This window comes from Marinobacter sp. PE14, assembly GCF_053566155.1.
In genome coordinates this window covers 334,800-352,830 of sequence record NZ_JBQXNY010000002.1, presented here as the reverse complement: position 1 = coordinate 352,830, position 18,031 = coordinate 334,800, and the positions used below count along the sequence as shown (strand labels likewise).

The 18,031-nt window shown below is 59.7% G+C and carries 15 protein-coding genes; 8 read left to right on the top strand and 7 right to left on the bottom strand.

Annotated features, from left to right (window positions below; translation table 11 throughout):
* Positions 1-2: 2 nt before the first annotated feature.
* Positions 3-791 carry a substrate-binding periplasmic protein gene (locus tag ACWJ62_RS07540; RefSeq protein ID WP_449285623.1) on the bottom strand — a complete coding sequence of 263 codons (789 nt, stop codon included), beginning with the start codon at positions 789-791 and terminating at the stop codon, positions 3-5.
* Positions 792-934: 143 nt separating this feature from the next.
* Between ACWJ62_RS07540 and yfbR the strand changes: the two genes are divergently transcribed.
* Positions 935-1,528, top strand: coding sequence for a 5'-deoxynucleotidase (gene yfbR / locus ACWJ62_RS07535; protein ID WP_449285622.1), 594 nt, complete (start codon positions 935-937; stop codon positions 1,526-1,528).
* Between the two features lie 14 nt (positions 1,529-1,542).
* On the opposite strand, the gene ACWJ62_RS07530 is transcribed toward yfbR, so the two are convergent.
* On the bottom strand, positions 1,543-2,577 hold the full coding sequence (locus ACWJ62_RS07530) for an SPFH domain-containing protein (RefSeq protein WP_449285621.1): 1,035 nt from the start codon (positions 2,575-2,577) through the stop codon (positions 1,543-1,545).
* Between the two features lie 2 nt (positions 2,578-2,579).
* Positions 2,580-3,038: an NfeD family protein gene (locus tag ACWJ62_RS07525; protein ID WP_449285620.1), complete on the bottom strand. Its 459-nt coding sequence runs from the start codon at positions 3,036-3,038 to the stop codon at positions 2,580-2,582.
* A 204-nt stretch (positions 3,039-3,242) separates the two neighbouring features.
* On the opposite strand from ACWJ62_RS07525, the gene ACWJ62_RS07520 reads away from it, so the two are divergent.
* The 3 genes from ACWJ62_RS07520 (at position 3,243) to ACWJ62_RS07510 (ending at position 6,094) form a co-directional block, all read left to right on the top strand.
* Positions 3,243-4,058, top strand: a complete 816-nt coding sequence (locus tag ACWJ62_RS07520; protein ID WP_449285619.1) for an SDR family NAD(P)-dependent oxidoreductase — start codon at positions 3,243-3,245, stop codon at positions 4,056-4,058.
* Between the two features lie 101 nt (positions 4,059-4,159).
* Complete coding sequence (locus ACWJ62_RS07515; RefSeq protein ID WP_449285618.1) at positions 4,160-5,260, top strand: GGDEF domain-containing protein; 1,101 nt, start codon at positions 4,160-4,162, stop codon at positions 5,258-5,260.
* Positions 5,261-5,308: 48 nt separating this feature from the next.
* Positions 5,309-6,094 carry a class II glutamine amidotransferase gene (locus ACWJ62_RS07510; RefSeq protein ID WP_449285617.1) on the top strand — a complete coding sequence of 262 codons (786 nt, stop codon included), beginning with the start codon at positions 5,309-5,311 and terminating at the stop codon, positions 6,092-6,094.
* 131 nt (positions 6,095-6,225) lie between these two features.
* Here the strand turns inward: ACWJ62_RS07510 and ACWJ62_RS07505 are convergent, their stop codons facing one another.
* Positions 6,226-7,131, bottom strand: coding sequence for a metal-dependent hydrolase (locus tag ACWJ62_RS07505; RefSeq protein WP_449285616.1), 906 nt, complete (start codon positions 7,129-7,131; stop codon positions 6,226-6,228).
* Positions 7,132-7,354: 223 nt separating this feature from the next.
* On the opposite strand from ACWJ62_RS07505, the gene ACWJ62_RS07500 reads away from it, so the two are divergent.
* Complete coding sequence (locus tag ACWJ62_RS07500; RefSeq protein WP_449285615.1) at positions 7,355-8,461, top strand: helix-turn-helix domain-containing protein; 1,107 nt, start codon at positions 7,355-7,357, stop codon at positions 8,459-8,461.
* A 397-nt stretch (positions 8,462-8,858) separates the two neighbouring features.
* Positions 8,859-9,266, top strand: coding sequence for an NINE protein (locus ACWJ62_RS07495; RefSeq protein ID WP_449285614.1), 408 nt, complete (start codon positions 8,859-8,861; stop codon positions 9,264-9,266).
* Between the two features lie 10 nt (positions 9,267-9,276).
* Here ACWJ62_RS07495 and ACWJ62_RS07490 read toward each other — a convergent pair whose 3' ends face one another.
* The gene (locus ACWJ62_RS07490; protein WP_449285613.1) at positions 9,277-10,644 is read right to left on the bottom strand and encodes a WS/DGAT/MGAT family O-acyltransferase; all 1,368 of its coding nucleotides are present in this window, start codon (positions 10,642-10,644) and stop codon (positions 9,277-9,279) included.
* A gap of 188 nt (positions 10,645-10,832) precedes the next feature.
* Here ACWJ62_RS07490 and ACWJ62_RS07485 point away from each other — a divergent pair, with 188 nt between their 5' ends.
* Together ACWJ62_RS07485 and ACWJ62_RS07480 are read left to right on the top strand one after the other, a co-directional pair.
* Complete coding sequence (locus tag ACWJ62_RS07485; RefSeq protein WP_449285612.1) at positions 10,833-11,909, top strand: efflux RND transporter periplasmic adaptor subunit; 1,077 nt, start codon at positions 10,833-10,835, stop codon at positions 11,907-11,909.
* Positions 11,909-15,070 (top strand): efflux RND transporter permease subunit, encoded by a 3,162-nt coding sequence (locus ACWJ62_RS07480; RefSeq protein ID WP_449285611.1) that lies wholly within the window; start codon positions 11,909-11,911, stop codon positions 15,068-15,070. The genes ACWJ62_RS07485 and ACWJ62_RS07480 overlap by 1 nt, the downstream gene beginning before the upstream one ends.
* On the opposite strand, the gene nirD is transcribed toward ACWJ62_RS07480, so the two are convergent.
* Together nirD and nirB are read right to left on the bottom strand one after the other, a co-directional pair.
* Positions 15,056-15,424 carry a nitrite reductase small subunit NirD gene (nirD, locus tag ACWJ62_RS07475; protein WP_449285610.1) on the bottom strand — a complete coding sequence of 123 codons (369 nt, stop codon included), beginning with the start codon at positions 15,422-15,424 and terminating at the stop codon, positions 15,056-15,058. The two genes, ACWJ62_RS07480 and nirD, sit on opposite strands and share 15 nt — an antisense overlap.
* Before the next feature lie 90 nt (positions 15,425-15,514).
* Positions 15,515-18,022, bottom strand: coding sequence for a nitrite reductase large subunit NirB (gene nirB, locus ACWJ62_RS07470; RefSeq protein ID WP_449285609.1), 2,508 nt, complete (start codon positions 18,020-18,022; stop codon positions 15,515-15,517).
* Positions 18,023-18,031: the final 9 nt, after the last annotated feature.

Here is an 18,031-nt window from a genome sequence, read left to right as displayed (position 1 = left end):
ATTCAGGGTGCCTCGAAGCCGGTCAGGAAACCGGCTGGCAACTGGAGCCCCCAGTTTTCAACGAGCTGCCGGTAACGACCGTTATCCACCACTGGCGCCAGCAGCCGCAGCATCTCGTCGGCGCTCGCAGCACCGCCCTTACGGGCGATAATGCTGAGCTGGTAGCGCTGGTCTGGCTCACTTGAGACCAGCAATTTGTCCCAGTCTTCCGGATGCTTGGCCAAGTGTCGCTGGAGGTAGGAATAGCTGACAATGGCGACTTCAGCAACCGACGGCCGGTCCGCCTTGATCAGGTTTATGTTGCGGCTGTGGCTGTCGGAGAACTCGATGTTGAATTTCTGTTCGAGTACGGAATTATCGGTTTCGTAATCGCTAAAGCCATAGTGATAGCCTGAAATAGCGACAATCGATCGCTGTTCCAGATCCTCAAAGAACGAGTCGTCACGGCCTGGTTTTTTGAGAGCGACATACAGCTCTTCATCTGCCAGGATCGGTCGGGAGATGTCGACGTTTTTCTCAGTCCAGCCCCAGCCGGGGCTTTCAAAGAAGATGACGTCGTACAGGCCGGCCTCGAAATCCAGATAGCGACGCTTGGGCGAGGTATAAAAGACGCGGAAGGATATCGTTGGGTTGGCTTGCTCAAGTTCGTGCAGCAGGTCTCCGAGCAGGCCGGTGGCTTCCCCGTTGTCGTCAACACTGGCAATGGGCGGGAAGTGGTAAACGCCCACGGTGATTTCCGTTTCGTTTGCAGAAACCGGCGCCGCTGCCAGCAAAATTGCGGCAGAAAACATGGCCAGTAGTGTCCGAATCGGTGCGTGAGCGGGCACGATGCTTCCCGGTTATGTAACAATTGAATACGTATTCAGAATAGCACGGGGATTTTGTGCACCTGAAGCAAAAGATTATTAACTTATGCAAAACGGGTCTGTAATTGATGGGTAATGTTGTCAGCCATTTTTTTGCCTATGTCTCCCGCCTGCGCTGGATAAAGCGCTGGGGGCTGATGCGTAATGCCATTGAGGAAAACGTGGCCACCCATTCTTGGGAGGTGGCGACCCTCGCCCACGCGCTGGCCATCATCCGCAACCGGCATTTTGACGGCCAGGTGAACGCCGACCGTATTGCCGCGGCAGCGCTATACCATGATGCGACGGAGGTGATTACCGGGGATATGCCGACACCGGTGAAATACCATTCCAAGGTGATGCGAGAGGCATTCGGGGACATCGAGCACAAGGCGGAGGCCGAGTTGTTGGCGCTGCTGCCGGAGGATCTGCGGGAGGATTTTTCACCCTACGTTCGGGAATCGCAACTACCGGCAGAAGACAAGGAGCTGATCAAGGCCGCCGACAGGTTGTCGGCGTGGCTGAAGTGTCAGGCGGAGATCCGCGCTGGCAACAAGGAATTCGAGCCCGCCGCCCGGCAGATCCGTAAGCGGTTGGACGAGGACGGGTTGCCAGAGGTCGCCTATTTTTTGAAGGTGTTTGCCCCCAGTTACGAGCAACCCCTGGACAATCTGCTGGGTTGAGAGGCCCCCAGGCTTTAGCTGTTGCCGGCCGAGCCGACCAGACCGCCACGCAGACCGTCGCGCTGCAAATGCTGGCGAACGGTGTCTTCCGGGCTGCCGGCCAGTTCGCGGAACATGCCCATGGAGCCCAGAAGTGCCGAGGATTCGTAGGGCACAAACACTCGCTCACCTTCTTTCGCCATATTCGGCAGCACCTTGATATAGCTCTGGCCCAGCAGGTAGCCAATGACCGTCTGTTTGTTCTCCTCGGAGTCGCCCATGGCGCTGAGTACCAGACGGATGGACTCCTGTTCGCCCTGGGCGCGTAGAATGGCCGATTCCTTGTCGCCCTGGGCGTTGAGAATGGCGGACTCCCGCTGGCCCTGGGCCATGGCGATGGCTGCTGACTTTTCACCCTCGGCTTCGGTGACCGTGGCCCGGCGTTTCCGTTCCGCAGCCATCTGCAATCGCATGGCTTCTTCCACCTCTTCCGGCATGCTGATGTCCTGAACCTCCACCCGGGTGAGTTTTACACCCCACTTGGAAGCGGCTTCTTCCATTTCGGCCTGGATGGCGTTGTTCACCTCGCTGCGGGATTCAAACAGCTTGTCCAGTTCCATCTTGCCGACCACCGAGCGCAGGGTGGTCTTGGCCAGCACTTCCACCGCCTGGCTCATGTTGGCCACTTCGTACACGGCCCGGCGCGGGTCGATGATCTGGTAGTAGAGGGCGCCGTTGATCTTCACCGTCACGTTGTCGGTGGTCACCACGGGCTGTCCCGGAAAGTCCATGACCGTCTCCCGGCGGTCGATGCGGGTCTCATCGCTCATCACCGGGTGATAGTCCTCGCCCATGCGTGCGTAGCGGATCATGGTGATCGGCCGTGGGCGCTCAATGAAGGGAATAATGATGTTCACACCGCTTTCGAGGATCCGGTTGAACGAACCCAGGCGCTCAATCACCATAACCTCGGACTGGCGCACGATGACCAGACCCTTGGCAATGATGAAAATGCCAATCGCGACTACGATCAGACTGATAACCAGTCCGGGTGAAAGATACTGTTCCATGTTTACTGTTCCTTGTGTGTGATCGTCTCAACAACGGCGGTAGTGCCGTCAAACTGTCTGAAAATGACGTTGGTTCCTTCCGGAAGGTCGGTGGCTCCGGTGTCAGCGACTCTCAGGCGATAAAAATCACCATTCACCTTGATGCCGGCGGCACCGTCGAAGTCCCGTTTCAGGGTCTGGTAGCGCCGGCCCTGCTCGACGCCTGTGCCTGTCGTTCCGTACGCCACGCCCTTGGGGGAGAAACGCGGCCGTATCCAGCGTATGGCGACGGGAACCAGGATTCCCGAGAAAATCCCCATCCCCGCCAGTTGCCATTCAAAGGGCACATCGAGGAACGCCAGCAAGGCGGTCAGGGCCGCGGCGATACCGAGAGCGAGAAGCAAGAGCACGCCGGAGGTGAGCTCGGCCAGGCACAGTACCAGTGCCAGGATCAGCCAGAAATGCGTAAGACTCCATTCCATACAGAAAATCCATAGGTTCGGGAGAGGTGTCGGGTTGCTGTTGCGCACCGAACAACGGCACTGGATTGTACCGGAAACCTGGGGCCGAGTCAGAGGGTGGCCGGAATGCCTTGCGGCCTGGTTCACTAAAGCCATATCCCGCGGGCGGGCAATTGTTAGAGTATCTGCTTTAATTGAAAAGCCTACAACAAGAGGTCTGTGACCATGAAAAAGCTGAAGAACAAAGTTGCCGTTGTTACCGGTGCCGGCTCGGGTATCGGCCGCGCGCTCGCCAAATCTCTGGCGGACCGTGGCTGCCGCCTGGCGCTGTCCGACGTCAATGAGTCAGGCCTGGCCGAAACCGCCGCAGAGCTCGGCGGCGCTGATGTAAAAACCTACCGGCTGGACGTGTCTGATCGCGATGCCATCTTTGCCCATGCGGAAGAGGTTGCGAAGGACTTTGGCCAGGTGAATCTGGTGATCAATAACGCGGGCGTTGCACTTTCCGCCACCGTGCGGGAGATGACCGACGAGGACTTTAAATGGGTCATGGATATTGATTTCTGGGGCGTCGCCCATGGCACCCGGGCCTTCCTGCCACATCTGATTGCCTCGGGCGATGGCCATGTGGTGAACGTGTCCAGTGTGTTTGGCTTGATCGGCGTGCCCAAACAGAGTGCCTACAATGCCGCAAAGTTTGCGGTTCGCGGATTTACCGAAGCCCTGCGTCAGGAGATGAAGCTGGAAAACCAGCCGGTGGCGGTGAGTTGTGTGCACCCCGGCGGTATCCGAACCAACATTGCCAACGCCGCCCGTATGGGCAAATCCGAGAACGCTGTTGCCCAACGCAAGGGCTTCGACAAACTGGCCATGACCACGCCCGAGAAGGCAGCGGAAACCATTGTGAAAGGCATCCTCAAGAACGAGTCCCGTATCCTGGTAGGCCCGGACGCCTGGGGAATTGATGCGATCAACCGACTGCTGGGGTCTGCGTACCAGCCGCTGGTCGAGCGCTTCTCCCGCAAGAACCTTTATATCTGACAACGCCCCGCGTATGGCGGGCCTGACGACCGGGCCCGCTGTACATTTTACAAACAGTGTTTCGGGGCTATACTCGGAAGCTGATCCAAGGAAGAGTCAGCATGAATACGCCTCACCATTCCGACCTGGGGGCCACTCTGGAACAGAGCCGCTCGGGTCTGCGCGACAGTCATCGCCGCTCACTGATGCGGCTGCTTTTTCTGATCACCGGCTCGGCCCTGGTGGTTTTCGCATGCCTGCAGATTCTCAATGGCTTCCCCTGGGTAGGCATTGGGGAGCTCTGCGCCAGTGCCTTGCTCTTTTTCGGCGTCTGGCGCCTGAAATTGACGCCCTATCTGCAGCAGTGGGTCTATGCCTATCTGGTGCCGCTGTTCGCATTCTTTCTGGTAATCATGCTGTTGCCTGAAGCATCGGTATCTGCTTTCGTCTGGGTGCTGATGATGCCGGTTCTCGCCTACCTGCTGCTTGGCAAAAAAGAGGGCATGATCCTCAGCGCTCCCTTCATGATCGTCGGAGGCGTTATCTACTACATCCACCTAGGTCAGGTCGGCAACCCCCACGCGATGATTGACCTGCTCAACATGGTGCTGTGTGGTGCGCTCATGCTGGCATTCATTCACCTGTACGAGGGTCGCCGGGAAGAGGCAGAGCAGCGCCTGGTGGATATGGCCCAGACCGATGCGCTCACTGGTCTGGCCAATCGCAGCAACTTCCAGGGCACGTTGAACCGCACGATTGCCGAGGGCGAGCGCAGCGGTAACGGGTTTGCACTGGTGGTGATGGATATTGACCACTTCAAGGTTGTGAACGACACCCTGGGCCATGAAGCCGGAGATTTCGTGTTGAAAAATATCAGCCGCTGCCTGACCGAGCGCCTGAGAAGCACGGACTTTGTCGGCCGCCTGGGTGGCGAGGAGTTCGGCCTGATTCTGAGAGATGTGAAGCCGGCGGATGCGTTTGTCCTGATGGACGAGCTGCGCCAGCGAATCTCAGACCGAGAACTGCCCTACGGCGATGCTCAGATCCGGGTGACCGCCTCCTTCGGGATTGCCCAGTGGCCAGACCATGGTCGCGAGGCCGAGAGCCTGTTCCGGGTGGCCGATCGGTGGCTTTACAGCGGCAAGCGAGCCGGGCGTAACTGCGTGGTCGGCGCCGGCCACAATCCCCGCCAGCTTGAGATTCTCACTGTCGAAGCGAGTTGATTACGTTATTCTTGTGGCAGACACCCTCCGGCAAGAATGAAGTAACCCATGTGCGAATTACTGGCCATGAGCGCCAACACCCCCACTGACCTGTGTTTCAGCTTTACCGGCCTGACCCGACGAGGTGGACAGACCGGCCCGCACAAGGACGGCTGGGGCGTGGCTTTTTACGAAGGTAAAGGCGTACGGGCCTTCCACGACGCCGATGCCAGCGCCAATTCCCGAATCGCTGAAGTGGTCCAGACCCATCCGATCAAAAGCGAGGTGGCCATCTGCCATATCCGTCAGGCCAACGTCGGCGACATCTGCCTGGCCAACACCCATCCGTTCATGCGCGAACTCTGGGGCCGTTACTGGGTGTTCGCCCACAATGGCCAGCTTTCCAGCTTCCATTCGAATCCGGGTTTCTACGAGCCGGTCGGCACCACCGACAGCGAAGCCCTGTTCTGCGACATTCTCAACCACTTGCGCAGCCACTGTGACCGCAACACCCCGACCGACGACATCATTGAGCGGCTGGTGCGCCTGTCGAAGGCTTACGCCAGCCAGGGCGTGTTCAATCTCCTGCTGAGTAATGGCGACTGGTTGTTCACCTACTGCACCACCAAAATGGCCAGCATTACCCGGCGGGCCCCGTTTGGTCCGGCTCGTCTGAAGGACGCTGACGTGACGGTGGACTTTGAATCGGAAACCACGCCGAACGATATCGTCAGCGTTGTTGTGACCGAACCGCTGACGAGCGATGAGAAATGGGATGTCTATCAACCGGGAGAGTGGCGGCTTTGGCGCAAAGGAGAGGTTGTTCGCTCTGGCGTTGCTGAGCGGAATGCCTGACCCGGGAGTGTGGAATCGGGTGGGGAGGTCTTTCTTCCGGGAAAAGGCAACTCGCTGCGCTCAGACATCATTTTCCCTGCACAAAGACCTCCCCACCCGTTTCCCTTCAGGGCAGGGAGTTGCTTCCGTTATTACTGAAGTGTCCGACGGTTGCCCTTCTGGTACTGCGGTGCAATATGCGCCTGGATTTCCTTCTTGAAACGGGCAATCAGGTCGCTGTTGTCGTGATCCCAGGGATGAAAACCCGGCTTGAAATACTCCAGCCATGTGGGAATCAGGCTTGAGAAGGTGCCGTTTACGCCCCAGAGGCGCCAGAGACCTGTGGCCGTGTCTTTCAAAGAGAAGTTCTTGCGGTCGTTCAGCATCATCCGGCTGGTAAAATAGGTGCTCATCACGCCCAGGGCTGCGGTGCTGAATGCAAGATAAAAGGTTCTCTCGGCGTAGGTGCCGCCAGCCGCCTGGAAAACGTCGTAGGCAACCGCCTTGTGCTCGGTCTCCTCAATGGCGTGCCAGACCCATAGCGGACGCATGGATTCATCCATGTCCTGGCGAACATCGTCACGCTCCAGCAGCATGTCGGCCATCATGGCGGTCAGGTGCTCAAGGGCACATGTGATGGCCAGCTGGTGGCGTTTGGGCAGCTTCTTGGCGATCCCCAGAACCACCTCCAGATGTTTTTCCAGTTCTTCGACCGGCATGCCCTGATCATGAACATGCTGGTTCATGGCGACGTGTTCCAGGGAGTGCATGGCCTCCTGGCCAATGAATCCGCGTATCTCCTCTTTCAACTTGGGATCGGAGATCTGGTCACGGAACGCTCTCACCGAATCCACGAAGAACTGCTCGCCCTGAGGAAACAGCACCGAGAGCGCATTCATGATGTGGCTGATGGTGTAGCTGTTGTCGACCCAGTAACGGGGTACCTGCTCGCCGAACTCAAACCCCATGCGCTGGGCGGTGATGGTGACGTTGTCCGGTGTATTGGAGGCTCGGGTAACCGGAGCCGTCTTCTTTTCTGTGGTTTTGCTGCTCAGCATCTGTGTACTCCTCACTCTGGCTGATGTCATGGCTCCAGTGTGGGGCAGTCAAGGCAGGGCAGGAATGCGCAAAGGGGACGGCCGTCGATCAGTATGGGACACACGGGCAATTGATTGGCCAAGTTGACGGACGGCAGGGTGTGCCTGGCCCCACTGTTGCGACGCGGGGCATCTGATAGAGTCAATTCAGGTGCTTCAGCCAACCCAACAATAAGGAATGCCCATGAGTGCAATCGGACCGGACAAAGAACGGCAGATGCTGGGATTGTTCCTGGTGCCGGGCGTCTACCTGCGGGTTCTGGCCGACACCGTCCGGCAACTGGGCTACAACGACAGGCCGCTTTACGAGGGCCTGGACTTCACCTCGGAGGATCTCAAGGCCAACGATAGCCGGGTGTTTGTCACCGATGCCATTATAATGGCCAAGCGTGCTGTGAGCCTGGCCGGAAACGACGGCCTGAGCTTCATGCTGGCCCGTGAATTGCGGCTGACGATCCATGGCACCCTGGGCTTCGCCGCGCTGACCAGCCCCACCTTCGCTGACGCCCTGGATTCGGTGCGGCGATACCTGCATCTTAGGGTGCCTTTCCTCAGCATGAGCCAGTCCGAAGCGGAAGATCAGGTGCTGGTAAAACTCTGCGCTGAATTCGAAGTGCCCGGCCTCTATCCGTTTCTGGCGGAGACCGTCAGCGCCACCCTGATTCTGCTGACCGAACAGCTGTTGGATCGGGACGACGCCATCAAACGCGGGTTCGCCCTGGAAGATGGCAAACTGACGGGCGTCACCGTTCGCCTGAGCGCGCCTGAGCCGCCCTGGTACCGGCAGTTTGCTGATCAGTTGCCGGTACGGTTCGAATATGGCCAGCCAGACGAGATGATGGTATTCCCGAGGGAGCTTCTGAATGTGCAGATGCGTCTTGCCGACGCCGAAGCCTCCCGAATGGCTCGGGACCAGTGCGAGTTCGAGCTGCAGAAGGCCCTGAAGGAACAGGGCGACATTGTCCTGGCAATCCGCAACATGCTCCGGATGATGCCGGGACCGCTGCCATCACTGGAAGCCATGGCCGAGCGTTTCTGCGTCTCGTCCCGAACCTTGAAACGCCGGCTGGCGGACCGGGAAACCAGCTATCGGGAGGTCCTAGAGTCGGTGCTGAAAGACCGGGCGATCCAGTTGCTCCGGTACACCAACCAATCGGTCAGCGAGATTGCCTATGAGCTGGGCTATGCGGACCTTTCCAACTTCAGCCGCGCCTTCCGGAAGTGGACCGGCAAGTCGGCCAGCGAGTTTCGCGAGGGTGGGCCGGATCCGGCTCCGGAGGTCGGGCCCTGAGGTTTGGCTTGGGTGGTCGTTCGGGCTTCTCGGGCCGCTTGTTGGGAGCGTGGTCGCAGGGCGGGGCATAAATTTTTCGGGTAAAAAGCAACTCGCTTCGCTCAGACATCTTTTTCCCCGAAAATTTATGCCCCACCCCACGCCCTGTGGACAACTGAGAAAGCCGTCAAGAAAAGTTATTGTTGGTCCTTAATTTGTTTTTCCATTCCTATGCCACAATGGTTTGACGGACGGGGGGAAGGAATATTTTCCCGCCAGGAAAAAGATGTCTGAGCGAAGCGAGTTGCTTTTTCCCAAGGGAAAATATTCCTTCCCCCCGGCCAGCCTCCAGAACCGGCAGGCTAGGGACAAAACCGAACACATTGACCAAGCCAAACCAAAACAGGATCCATAAAACATGACAGAACGCCCAGACACCCACAGCAAACTGATCGGCTACCTGCTCTGGATCTTCGGATTCCTGGGCTCCCACCGGTTCTACTACGGCAAACCCGTTACCGGCACCATCTGGTTCTTTACCCTGGGGCTGCTGTTTATCGGCTGGATCATCGACCTGTTCCTGATCCCGGCCATGGACAAGGAGGCGGATCTTCGGTTCCGGGAAGGTGAGGTCAGCTACAACATTGGCTGGATCCTGCTGACCTTCCTGGGTGTGTTCGGGATTCACCGAATGTACATGGGCAAGTGGATTACCGGGATCATCTACCTGTTTACCGGCGGCCTGTTCCTGATCGGTGTGCTGTATGACTTCTGGACTCTGAACAACCAGATTTCCATCCGTAACGAGGAGCGCCGCTTCGGTTGATTCGTTAGGGCTACAGACCGGCGGCGGTCTCCAGTTCGACCAGGGCCTCTTCCAGGTAGTCGAGCATTCGCTGCAGGCTTGGTAGCGTGCGGCGGCAGCCGATGAGGCCGAATTCCACCTGGTCGCCGTAGCTGGTCAGAGTCATGTTCAGGGCCAGGCGGTCCATGGCGATGGAGACCGGGTACATGCCGTCCATCATGGCCCCGTTCCAATAGCATGTCTCTCTCGGTCCAGGCACGTTGGAAATTACCACGTTGAAGGTCTGCCATTTCGGTGCCATGCCTGTAAGCAAATTGAACGCCGCGGGTGCCAGGGTCAGGGCGGTGTAGTTGATGATTTCTTCCGCAGACATATGGGCGTATCGGTCTTTGGCAGCCTTAACATCCTCGTGGATCTGCATCAGCCGGGTAACCGGGCTGATGACATCGGTGTGAAGCGAAGCGAGGATCACGCCCACCTGGTTACCGCCGGAGCTGTCATCCCTGCGCAGTGACACCGGCACCATGGCGATCAGGGGTTTCTCCGGCAGGGCGTCCTGATTCATCAGGTAGCTGCGCAGGGCGGTGGCGCACATGGCCATCACCACATCATTCACCGTGGTTCTGTAGGTTTTACACACAGCCTTTATCCGGCTGAGTTCGCAGGATTGCGCCGCGAAGCGTCGGGAGCCGGTGATTTTCTGGTTCAGGATGCTGCGGGGTGCGTGGAAGATCGAGGAATAGGCCGGGTCTTTGCGGGCATCGTTGATGGTTCGCAGCAGTTCCCGGGCCACTGTGGGCACGGTGCCCAGTTGCTTGCCGGATTCGCCCAGCAGGTGGCCAACGCTTCGCCACAGGGAGGGACCGCCATCATCCTTTTCACGGGATGGGCGGGGTGGCATGGCCCAGATCGGCGGCATGTCTCGCTCGCCGGTATCCTGGCACAGCATCTGGGTGACCATCCGCATGGCCGATACACCGTCCACCAGGGCATGGTGGACCTTGATGTACACCGCAAACTGTCGCTCGCCCAGCCCTTCAATCAGATGGAATTCCCATAAAGGACGCTCACGATCCATCAGGTGGGAATGTTCCGCCGATATAAACGACAACAGCTCCCTGACCCGCCCCGGCGTGGGTAGCGCTTCGAACCGGAAATGGTGCTCCAGATCCAGATGCTCGTCTTCCACCCAGACCGGCTGGCCGAAACGGTAATCCAGACGCTGGTTGAACGGCGGAGTCACCTTTGTGTACTGCCTGAGCCGATCGGCCAGCTGGGCGACGTAGTCATCCGGTGCGTCGTCGGGAAAAGAAAACAGCTGAAGACCGCCCACGTGCATGGGCTGCTGCCGCTTTTCCAGCCAGAGAAAAAGCTGATCCGTAGGGCTGAGAGGTTTCACGGGGCGTCCTTGTTGTCGGTGTTGTGACAATAGTAGCTCAGATGGCTGACGACGGGATTGACCCCGGTTCGCATTTCCTCAAACGACCGGGCCAAACGGTGCCCAAGGTCCGGACAGGGTTTTTCATCGTAAGCCATGGACTAAGGTTAGTAATTGCATCCATTGGAATGAGTCTTGGAGAAAAGGACGTGGCTACCCCCATGAAGAGCCTGCAGGTTTTTGTATTGTTAGTGTGCAGTCTGTTTTCCATAGGTGCCGGTGCCCAGGACCTACCGGGTGTCCAGCTGGAAACCGTCTCTTCAGATGATATTGTCCAGGAAGTGACTCTGAACGGCACCGTGAATGCTCTTCGGGTATCCGGCATGTCGGCGGCAGTTGCCGGCCTGCTGGACGAGGTTCGGGTAGAAACTGGCGACCGTGTTTCCCGGGGCGATGTGCTGGTTGAGCTTGATGATGAAATGGTCACCTGGGAACTGGCGGCCGCCAGGGCCGAGGCGGAAGAGGCCCGTAGCCGACTGGAGGAAGCCCGGCGTCGGCTGCGTGAGGCCAGGTCCGTCGGTGCAGGCCGCAATATCGCGGCCACTGAAGTCAGTGCACGGGAAAGTGAAGTGGCCGCCAGCGAAGCGACCCTGGCTCGCCTCGAAGCCGCCCGCCGCCAGGTGGAAGTCCGGGTCGGGCGCCATCGAGTAACCGCGCCCTTTGACGGTGTGGTCAGCCAGCGCTCCCGGGATCTCGGGGAATGGGTTACCCCCGGTGACCAGCTGCTGACCCTGGTGGATACCGACAACCTGCGACTGGATTTTCAGGTTCCCCAGGCCTTCTTCAAACGCATCGATGACAACAGCCGGCTGCTGGTGCAGAACGGGCAGGAACTGAGCATAGCCACCATCGATGTTCTGGTGCCGGTCAACGATCCCCAGTCCAGAACCTTTCTCCTCCGCGCCATCAAGCCCGAATCCGTGAAGTTGCTTCCGGGGATGTCGGTACAGGCGATACTGCGGGTCACTACCGGTGAACGTGGCCTGACGGTTTCCCGAGATGCTATCAACCGGTACCCCGAAGGACGAACCACCGTGTGGATCGCCGAACCGGGGGACGAAGACACCTGGACCGTGAGCGAAAAACGGGTGCGCCTTGGCACCGGCTTTGAGGGCCGGGTGGAAGTGATCAGTGGCCTTGAGGCGAAGCAGAAAGTGGTGGTCCGTGGTAATGAGTCCCTGAGCGAGGGTATAACCGTGCGCATTGCCGAACGGGAGAGCCGCTGATGTTCGCCGGCATTATCCGTCATGGCACTCTGGTCACCGTTATCGCATTGATTGTCGCCATCCTTGGCGCAGCCGCAGCGTTGCGGATTCCGGTCCAGATGATTCCGGATCTGGAAGTGCGTACGGTCACGGTCGAAACCAGCTGGCCCGGCGCCACGCCCCAGGACATCGAGAAAGACATCCTGATCGAGCAGGAACGCTTCCTTCGCAACGTTCCGAACCTGAGCCGGATGACCTCTACTGCCTCCAGCGGCGCGGCCGAGATTGAGCTGGAGTTCCCATTCGGGGTGGACATCACCGAGACCCTCATTCAGATCAACAATGCCCTGAGCCAGGTCCCCGACTACCCGAGGAACGTGGACGAACCCCGCATCGTGGCGGCGTCTTTCTCGTCCAATGCCTTCATGTATTTCCGCATCGCCACCCTGGAGGGCAATCCCCGGGAGCTGGATATCGAGCTGATGCGAGATTTCATTGAAGATCGCGTTCGGCCCAGGATGGAGAGCGTGCCGGGTGTCTCCGAGGTCACCGTCGGCGGCGGTGCCGACCGGCAGATGCAGATCATTGTGGATGAAGCCGCCCTGGCCCAGCGGGATCTGAACCTGCTGGATTTACGCGATGCGATCGTAGCCCGCAATCAGGACATTTCCGGTGGCGAGATTGATTCCGGCAAGCGTCGGTATCTGCTGCGCACGGTCGGGCGCTTTGACGACATTGAATCTCTGGAGCAGCTGGTGGTGCGCCGCCAGGGCGACAGCGTTGTGCGACTCGGAGAGGTGGCTCGGGTGCAGCAGGGCCATTCCCGAATCCGGGAGCTCTCCGTCATCAATGGCCAGCGGGTGATTGGTCTGCAGGTTCGCCGCGAAAGCGGCTCCAATGTCATCGACATCAAGCGGGCAATGATGGATGAAGTAGAGGCCATCAATCGTGAGGTGCTGGAACCGGCGGGCATGACGCTGGGCCTGACTGCAGACGACGCCCGTTATGTGGAAGCGTCTGTTGCCAATGTCTGGACCAATCTGGGGATCGGTGCTGTTTTCGCCACGCTGGTGATGTTTCTGTTCCTGAGGTCCGGTAAAGCTACGTTTGCCGGCGTGGTAGGCATCCCCCTGTGCGCCATTGCCGCGTTTATCGGCTTGTTGATTACCGGTCGTACCATCAACGTGATTTCCCTGGCCGGTATCGCCTTTGCCATCGGCATGACGGTGGACAACAGCATTGTGGTGCTGGAGAACATTGAACGACACCGGCGGCTGGGGCTGGACCGTTTTGAATCTGCCCTCAAGGGCGTGCGGGAAGTCTGGCCAGCGGTACTGGCGTCCACCACGACGACCATTCTGGTGTTCTTGCCGATCCTGTTCATCGAGGAAGAGGCGGGCCAACTGTATTCGGACGTGGCAATCGCCATCTCGGCCGCCATCCTCGCTTCCATGCTGGTAGCAATCACCATCATACCTACCCTCTGCGCCCGGCTGGATTTCGGCCGGCGGGGCGTGACCACCGATGAATACGGCAACGAAACCTCTGGCCGCTGGAGTCGGGCTGCCATGGGCGCGGTGCGATGGCTGGTTAATGGCACGGTGCGCCGGATTCTGGTGATGGCCGCAACCGTCGGCTTTAGTCTGTGGGTGATCCTCGTGCTGACTCCACCCGCGGAATATCTGCCTGAGGGTGAGGAGCCCAAGACCTTTGCCGCCATGTCGGCGCCGCCGGGCTACAACCTGCAAGAGATGGAAGCCATTGCCCGCCAGGTGGAAGACTACTTCCTGCCGCATGTGAACGCGGACGGCAACGCCTATGCCGCTGGCGAAACCAGCGTGCCGCCCATGGCATATCTCAACATGCAGGTGACGCCAACCCGGATACGGATCATCGCAGAAACTCTGAACCAGAGGCACATCGAAGCCCTGATGGACGAGATCACCCGGTTCTATGAGCAGTTCCCGGGCATGCGCGCCTTCGCGGCCAAAGGCTCCATCATTTCCAGTAACGACGGCGGCACCCGCAGCATCAACCTGGACATCTCGGGGCCGGACCTGGTGTCGGTCTATGGCGCTGCGAACGCTGCTTACCAGCGGGCCGAGGAAATCTTTGACAACCCGCGCATCCAGAGCCAACCCTCGACGCTGTCTCTGGCACAGCCGCTTATCCAGATTATGCCTGACTGGGATCGTGCGGCCGAACTCGGCCTTGGTGCTGAAGGCATTGGCTTTACCGTGGCGTCACTGACCGAGGGCAGCTACGTGGACGACTTCTTTCTGGACGATGAGAAGATCGATATCTACGTCTACGGCAGCGAAGGTCGCAACCCGTCACTGGACAGTCTGCCGGATGTCATGGTGCACACGCCCCAGGGCGCTACCCTGCCTCTGTCCAGCCTGGCCACCATCGAGGAAACCGTGGATACCAGCACGGTACGCCGGGTGGACGGTCGCCGCACCGTGACGCTGAATGTGATTCCTCCAGACGACGTTCCCCTGGAAGCCGGAGTTGAGCGCGTGCGCACGGAGCTGCTTCAGTCCATGCGTGACAGCGGTGCCTTGCCGGCCAATGTGAACGTGGATATCTCGGGCGCCAGCGACCAGCTGAATGCCACCCGGGATGCGCTGACCGGCAATTTTATCATCGCCATTGCCATTGTTTACCTGCTGCTGGTCGCCATATTCGCCCACTGGGGTTTCCCGCTACTGATCCTGACTGCCATTCCCCTCGGTGTGGCTGGCGGCATCGTGGGCCTGGCCCTGATGAACCTGGTCGGTGGCCTGCTGCCCATGATCGGCCTCCAGCCATTGCGACAGCCCTTCGACATGATCACCATGCTGGGCTTTTTGATTCTGATGGGAACGGTGGTGAACAACCCGATCCTGGTGGTGGACCAGGCCCGACAGAACCTGCGCCAGAAAGGCGTTACCGTAGTGCAGGCCGTCACCGGCGCCGTCCAGACCCGCCTGCGCCCCATCGCCATGACCACCCTGACCACCATCTGCGGCCTCTCGCCCCTGGTGTTCTTGCCCGGCGAAGGCACCGAGCTCTATCGGGGCGTGGGCGCCATCGTCCTGTTCGGCCTGTTGGGGGCAGCGATCGTAACGGTGACCTTCCTGCCGTCACTGACCATCTTTGTTCTTGGCTGGCGGGAGCGTTGGCGGTCAGGCGGCGACTGATTCTCGCTGGTTTGCCCGAACTTCAAGTCGGATCTGGTTGCCGTCCAGCAGCACCGGATAGGTTTTGACCCGCACGGTATCGTCTTCCAGACAGACACCCGTGCGCAGACTGAAATGTTGCTTGTACAACGGCGACGCCACCACCGGCTCCCCTTTTAGATCCCCGGTAATACCCCGGGCCAGCACATTCGAGCCGCTGAACGGATCTGTGTGACTGATGGCAAACAACGCCGGCAGCCGATGCGGCAGATAAAACACCGCCACCGGTCCTTCTTCGGTCCATACCGCAATGCCCGATTCCGGCACCAGGTCGTCTACTGTGCAAACCGCTTCCCAACGAGTGCGTGGTTTCATCATATTTCTCCTAAACCTTCTGTGTTCATCTCAACTAATGTTGGCCTGTGATACCCCCATGGCGCCTTGCGCTGACTCCAAATTCGAAGGCTACGCAGACTCCAAAACAGGCCGCCGCTGCCCCCGCTCAACCGTCCATTCCTGCACCGGGTCCGTTTGAGAAGGCGCATTCACGAACTCCCGGAAGCGCTTCCGCTTCTCCGGATCCTCGACGGCTGTCTTCCACTCGCACTGGTAGGTACCGACGATCCCCTCCATGTGCTCCTCCAGCTCCGCACCGATCCCCAGGCTGTCCTCAAGTACTACCTGCTTCAGGTACTCCAGACCACCCTCCAGGTTCTCCATCCAGACACTGGTGCGTTGCAGCTGGTCGGCCGTGCGCACATAGAACATCACCACCCGGTCAATGGTCCGGATCAGTTCCTCATCCGACAGATCGGTGGCAAACAGATCGGCGTGGCGGGGCCGCATGCCGCCGTTACCGCAGACGTACAGGTTCCAGCCGTTCTCCGTGGCGATCACACCAAAGTCCTTGCTCTGGGCTTCGGCGCATTCGCGGGTGCAGCCCGAGACCGCCATCTTGACCTTGTGGGGCGCCCGCAGGCCTTTGTAGCGGTCCTCCAGGCGGATCGCCATGCCCACGCTGTCCTGCACGCCGTAGCGGCACCAGGTGTTGCCAACGCACGACTTCACGGTTCGCAGTGACTTGCCGTAGGCGTGGCCGGTCTCGAAACCGGCGGCGATCAGCTTTTCCCAGATGTCCGGCAGCTGGCTCAGAGTGGCGCCGAACAGGTCCACCCGTTGGCCGCCGGTGATCTTGGTGTACAGGTCGTATTCCTTGGCCACCTCACCGAGGACAATCAGCTTGTCCGGGGTGATCTCGCCACCGGGAATGCGCGGCACGATCGAGTAGGTGCCGTTCTTCTGCATGTTGGCCATGAAGGTGTCGTTGGTGTCCTGAAGCGGCACGTGGTCGGTGGCCAGGATGTGCTCGTTCCAGCAGGTGGCCAGAATCGAGGCCACGGCCGGTTTGCAGATGTCGCAACCGTGGCCCTTGCCATGCTGGCTGATCAGTGTGCGGAAGGTGCGTATTCCGTTCACCTTCACCAGATGGAAAAGCTCCTGGCGGCTGTACGGGAAGTGCTCGCACAGGTCCTTGCTGACTTCCACGCCGCGCTTTTCCAGCTCGCTGTCCACCACGTTCTTGAGCAGGGCGGTGCAGCCGCCGCAGCCGGTGCTGGCCTTGGTTTCGGCCTTGACGCTCCCCAGGTCGCCACAGCCGGCGTCGATGGCGCCGCAGATATCGCCCTTGGTGACGTTGTGGCAGGAGCAGATGGAGGCGGTTTCCGGCAGGGCATCGGGGCCCAGGGCCGGTGCGCCGCCCTCGCTTTCCGGCAGGATCAGGGTTTCTGGATTCTCCGGCAGCGTGATGCCATTGAGGGCGTATTGCAGCAGGGTATCGTAGTGGCTGTTGTCGCCTACCAGAATGGCACCCAGCAGGGTCTTACCGTCTTCACTGATGACCATGCGGCGGTAGTGGCCGGCCTGCTCATCGTTGAAGCGGATGTTTCGGGCGCCCGGGGTCTGGGCGTGAGCGTCGCCGATGGAGCCGACATCCACGCCCAGCAATTTGAGCTTGGTGCTCATGTCGGCACCGGTGAAGGCGGTCTCGCGATCGCCATTCAGCGCGGCAGCCAGTGTGCGGGCCATGGTGTAGCCGGGTGCTACAAGGCCGAAGATCTTCTGTTCCCAGAGCGCGCACTCGCCAATGGCGTGCACATGCGGGTCCGAGCTGGTGCAGTGGTTGTCGATCACGATGCCGCCGCGCTCTCCGATGTCCAGTCCGCTGGCCCGGGCCAGGGCATCCTGGGGGCGAATGCCGGCGGAGAAGACGATCAGGTCTGTTTCGAGGAAGGATTCGTCGCTGAAATTCATGCGCAGACGGGCATCCTCGCCCTCGGTGATCGCTGTGGTAGCCTTCTCGGTGTGCACCTGAACGCCCAGCTCCTCGATCTTGTGGCGTAGCAGGGCGCCGCCATCGGCATCAAGCTGAACCGGCATCAGGCGGGGCGCAAATTCCACAACGTGGGCTTCCAGTCCCAGGCTCTTGAGCGCATTGGCAGCTTCAAGACCCAGCAGGCCACCGCCTACCACCACGCCTGTGCGGGCACCCTCTGAGCTGGCGCGAATGGCATCCAGGTCATCCAGGGTCCGGTAAACCAGGCAGTGCGGGCGATCATTGCCCTTGATGGGGGGCACAAACGGATAGGAGCCGGTGGCCAGCACCAGTTCGTCGTACTGGTAGCTGCCACGGGGCGTTTCCAGGGTGCGATGTTCCCGGTTGATGCCGGTTACCTGTTCGTTCAGGTGCAGTTGAATGCCCTGCTCGGTGTACCACTCCAAGGTGCCCATGGCGAGATCGGCATGGCTGGAGCCGCCGAAATACTCGGACAGGTGGACTCGGTCATAGGCCAGCTGTTTTTCCTCGCCGAACACGATGATCTCGAAATCGGCAGTGGCCCGGCTGGCGCAGAATTGTTCCAGGAAGTGATGGCCGACCATGCCGTTGCCGACGACTATCAGGGTTTTCTTGCTCATGGGTCTGTC

Coding starts and splice junctions, on each gene's coding strand:
- ACWJ62_RS07540 (WP_449285623.1), bottom strand. CDS start 791: ATGTTTTCTGCCGCAATTTTGCTGGCAGCGGCGCCGGTTTCTGCAAAC.
- yfbR (WP_449285622.1), top strand. CDS start 935: ATGGGTAATGTTGTCAGCCATTTTTTTGCCTATGTCTCCCGCCTGCGC.
- ACWJ62_RS07530 (WP_449285621.1), bottom strand. CDS start 2,577: ATGGAACAGTATCTTTCACCCGGACTGGTTATCAGTCTGATCGTAGTC.
- ACWJ62_RS07525 (WP_449285620.1), bottom strand. CDS start 3,038: ATGGAATGGAGTCTTACGCATTTCTGGCTGATCCTGGCACTGGTACTG.
- ACWJ62_RS07520 (WP_449285619.1), top strand. CDS start 3,243: ATGAAAAAGCTGAAGAACAAAGTTGCCGTTGTTACCGGTGCCGGCTCG.
- ACWJ62_RS07515 (WP_449285618.1), top strand. CDS start 4,160: ATGAATACGCCTCACCATTCCGACCTGGGGGCCACTCTGGAACAGAGC.
- ACWJ62_RS07510 (WP_449285617.1), top strand. CDS start 5,309: ATGTGCGAATTACTGGCCATGAGCGCCAACACCCCCACTGACCTGTGT.
- ACWJ62_RS07505 (WP_449285616.1), bottom strand. CDS start 7,131: ATGCTGAGCAGCAAAACCACAGAAAAGAAGACGGCTCCGGTTACCCGA.
- ACWJ62_RS07500 (WP_449285615.1), top strand. CDS start 7,355: ATGAGTGCAATCGGACCGGACAAAGAACGGCAGATGCTGGGATTGTTC.
- ACWJ62_RS07495 (WP_449285614.1), top strand. CDS start 8,859: ATGACAGAACGCCCAGACACCCACAGCAAACTGATCGGCTACCTGCTC.
- ACWJ62_RS07480 (WP_449285611.1), top strand. CDS start 11,909: ATGTTCGCCGGCATTATCCGTCATGGCACTCTGGTCACCGTTATCGCA.
- nirD (WP_449285610.1), bottom strand. CDS start 15,424: ATGAAACCACGCACTCGTTGGGAAGCGGTTTGCACAGTAGACGACCTG.
- nirB (WP_449285609.1), bottom strand. CDS start 18,022: ATGAGCAAGAAAACCCTGATAGTCGTCGGCAACGGCATGGTCGGCCAT.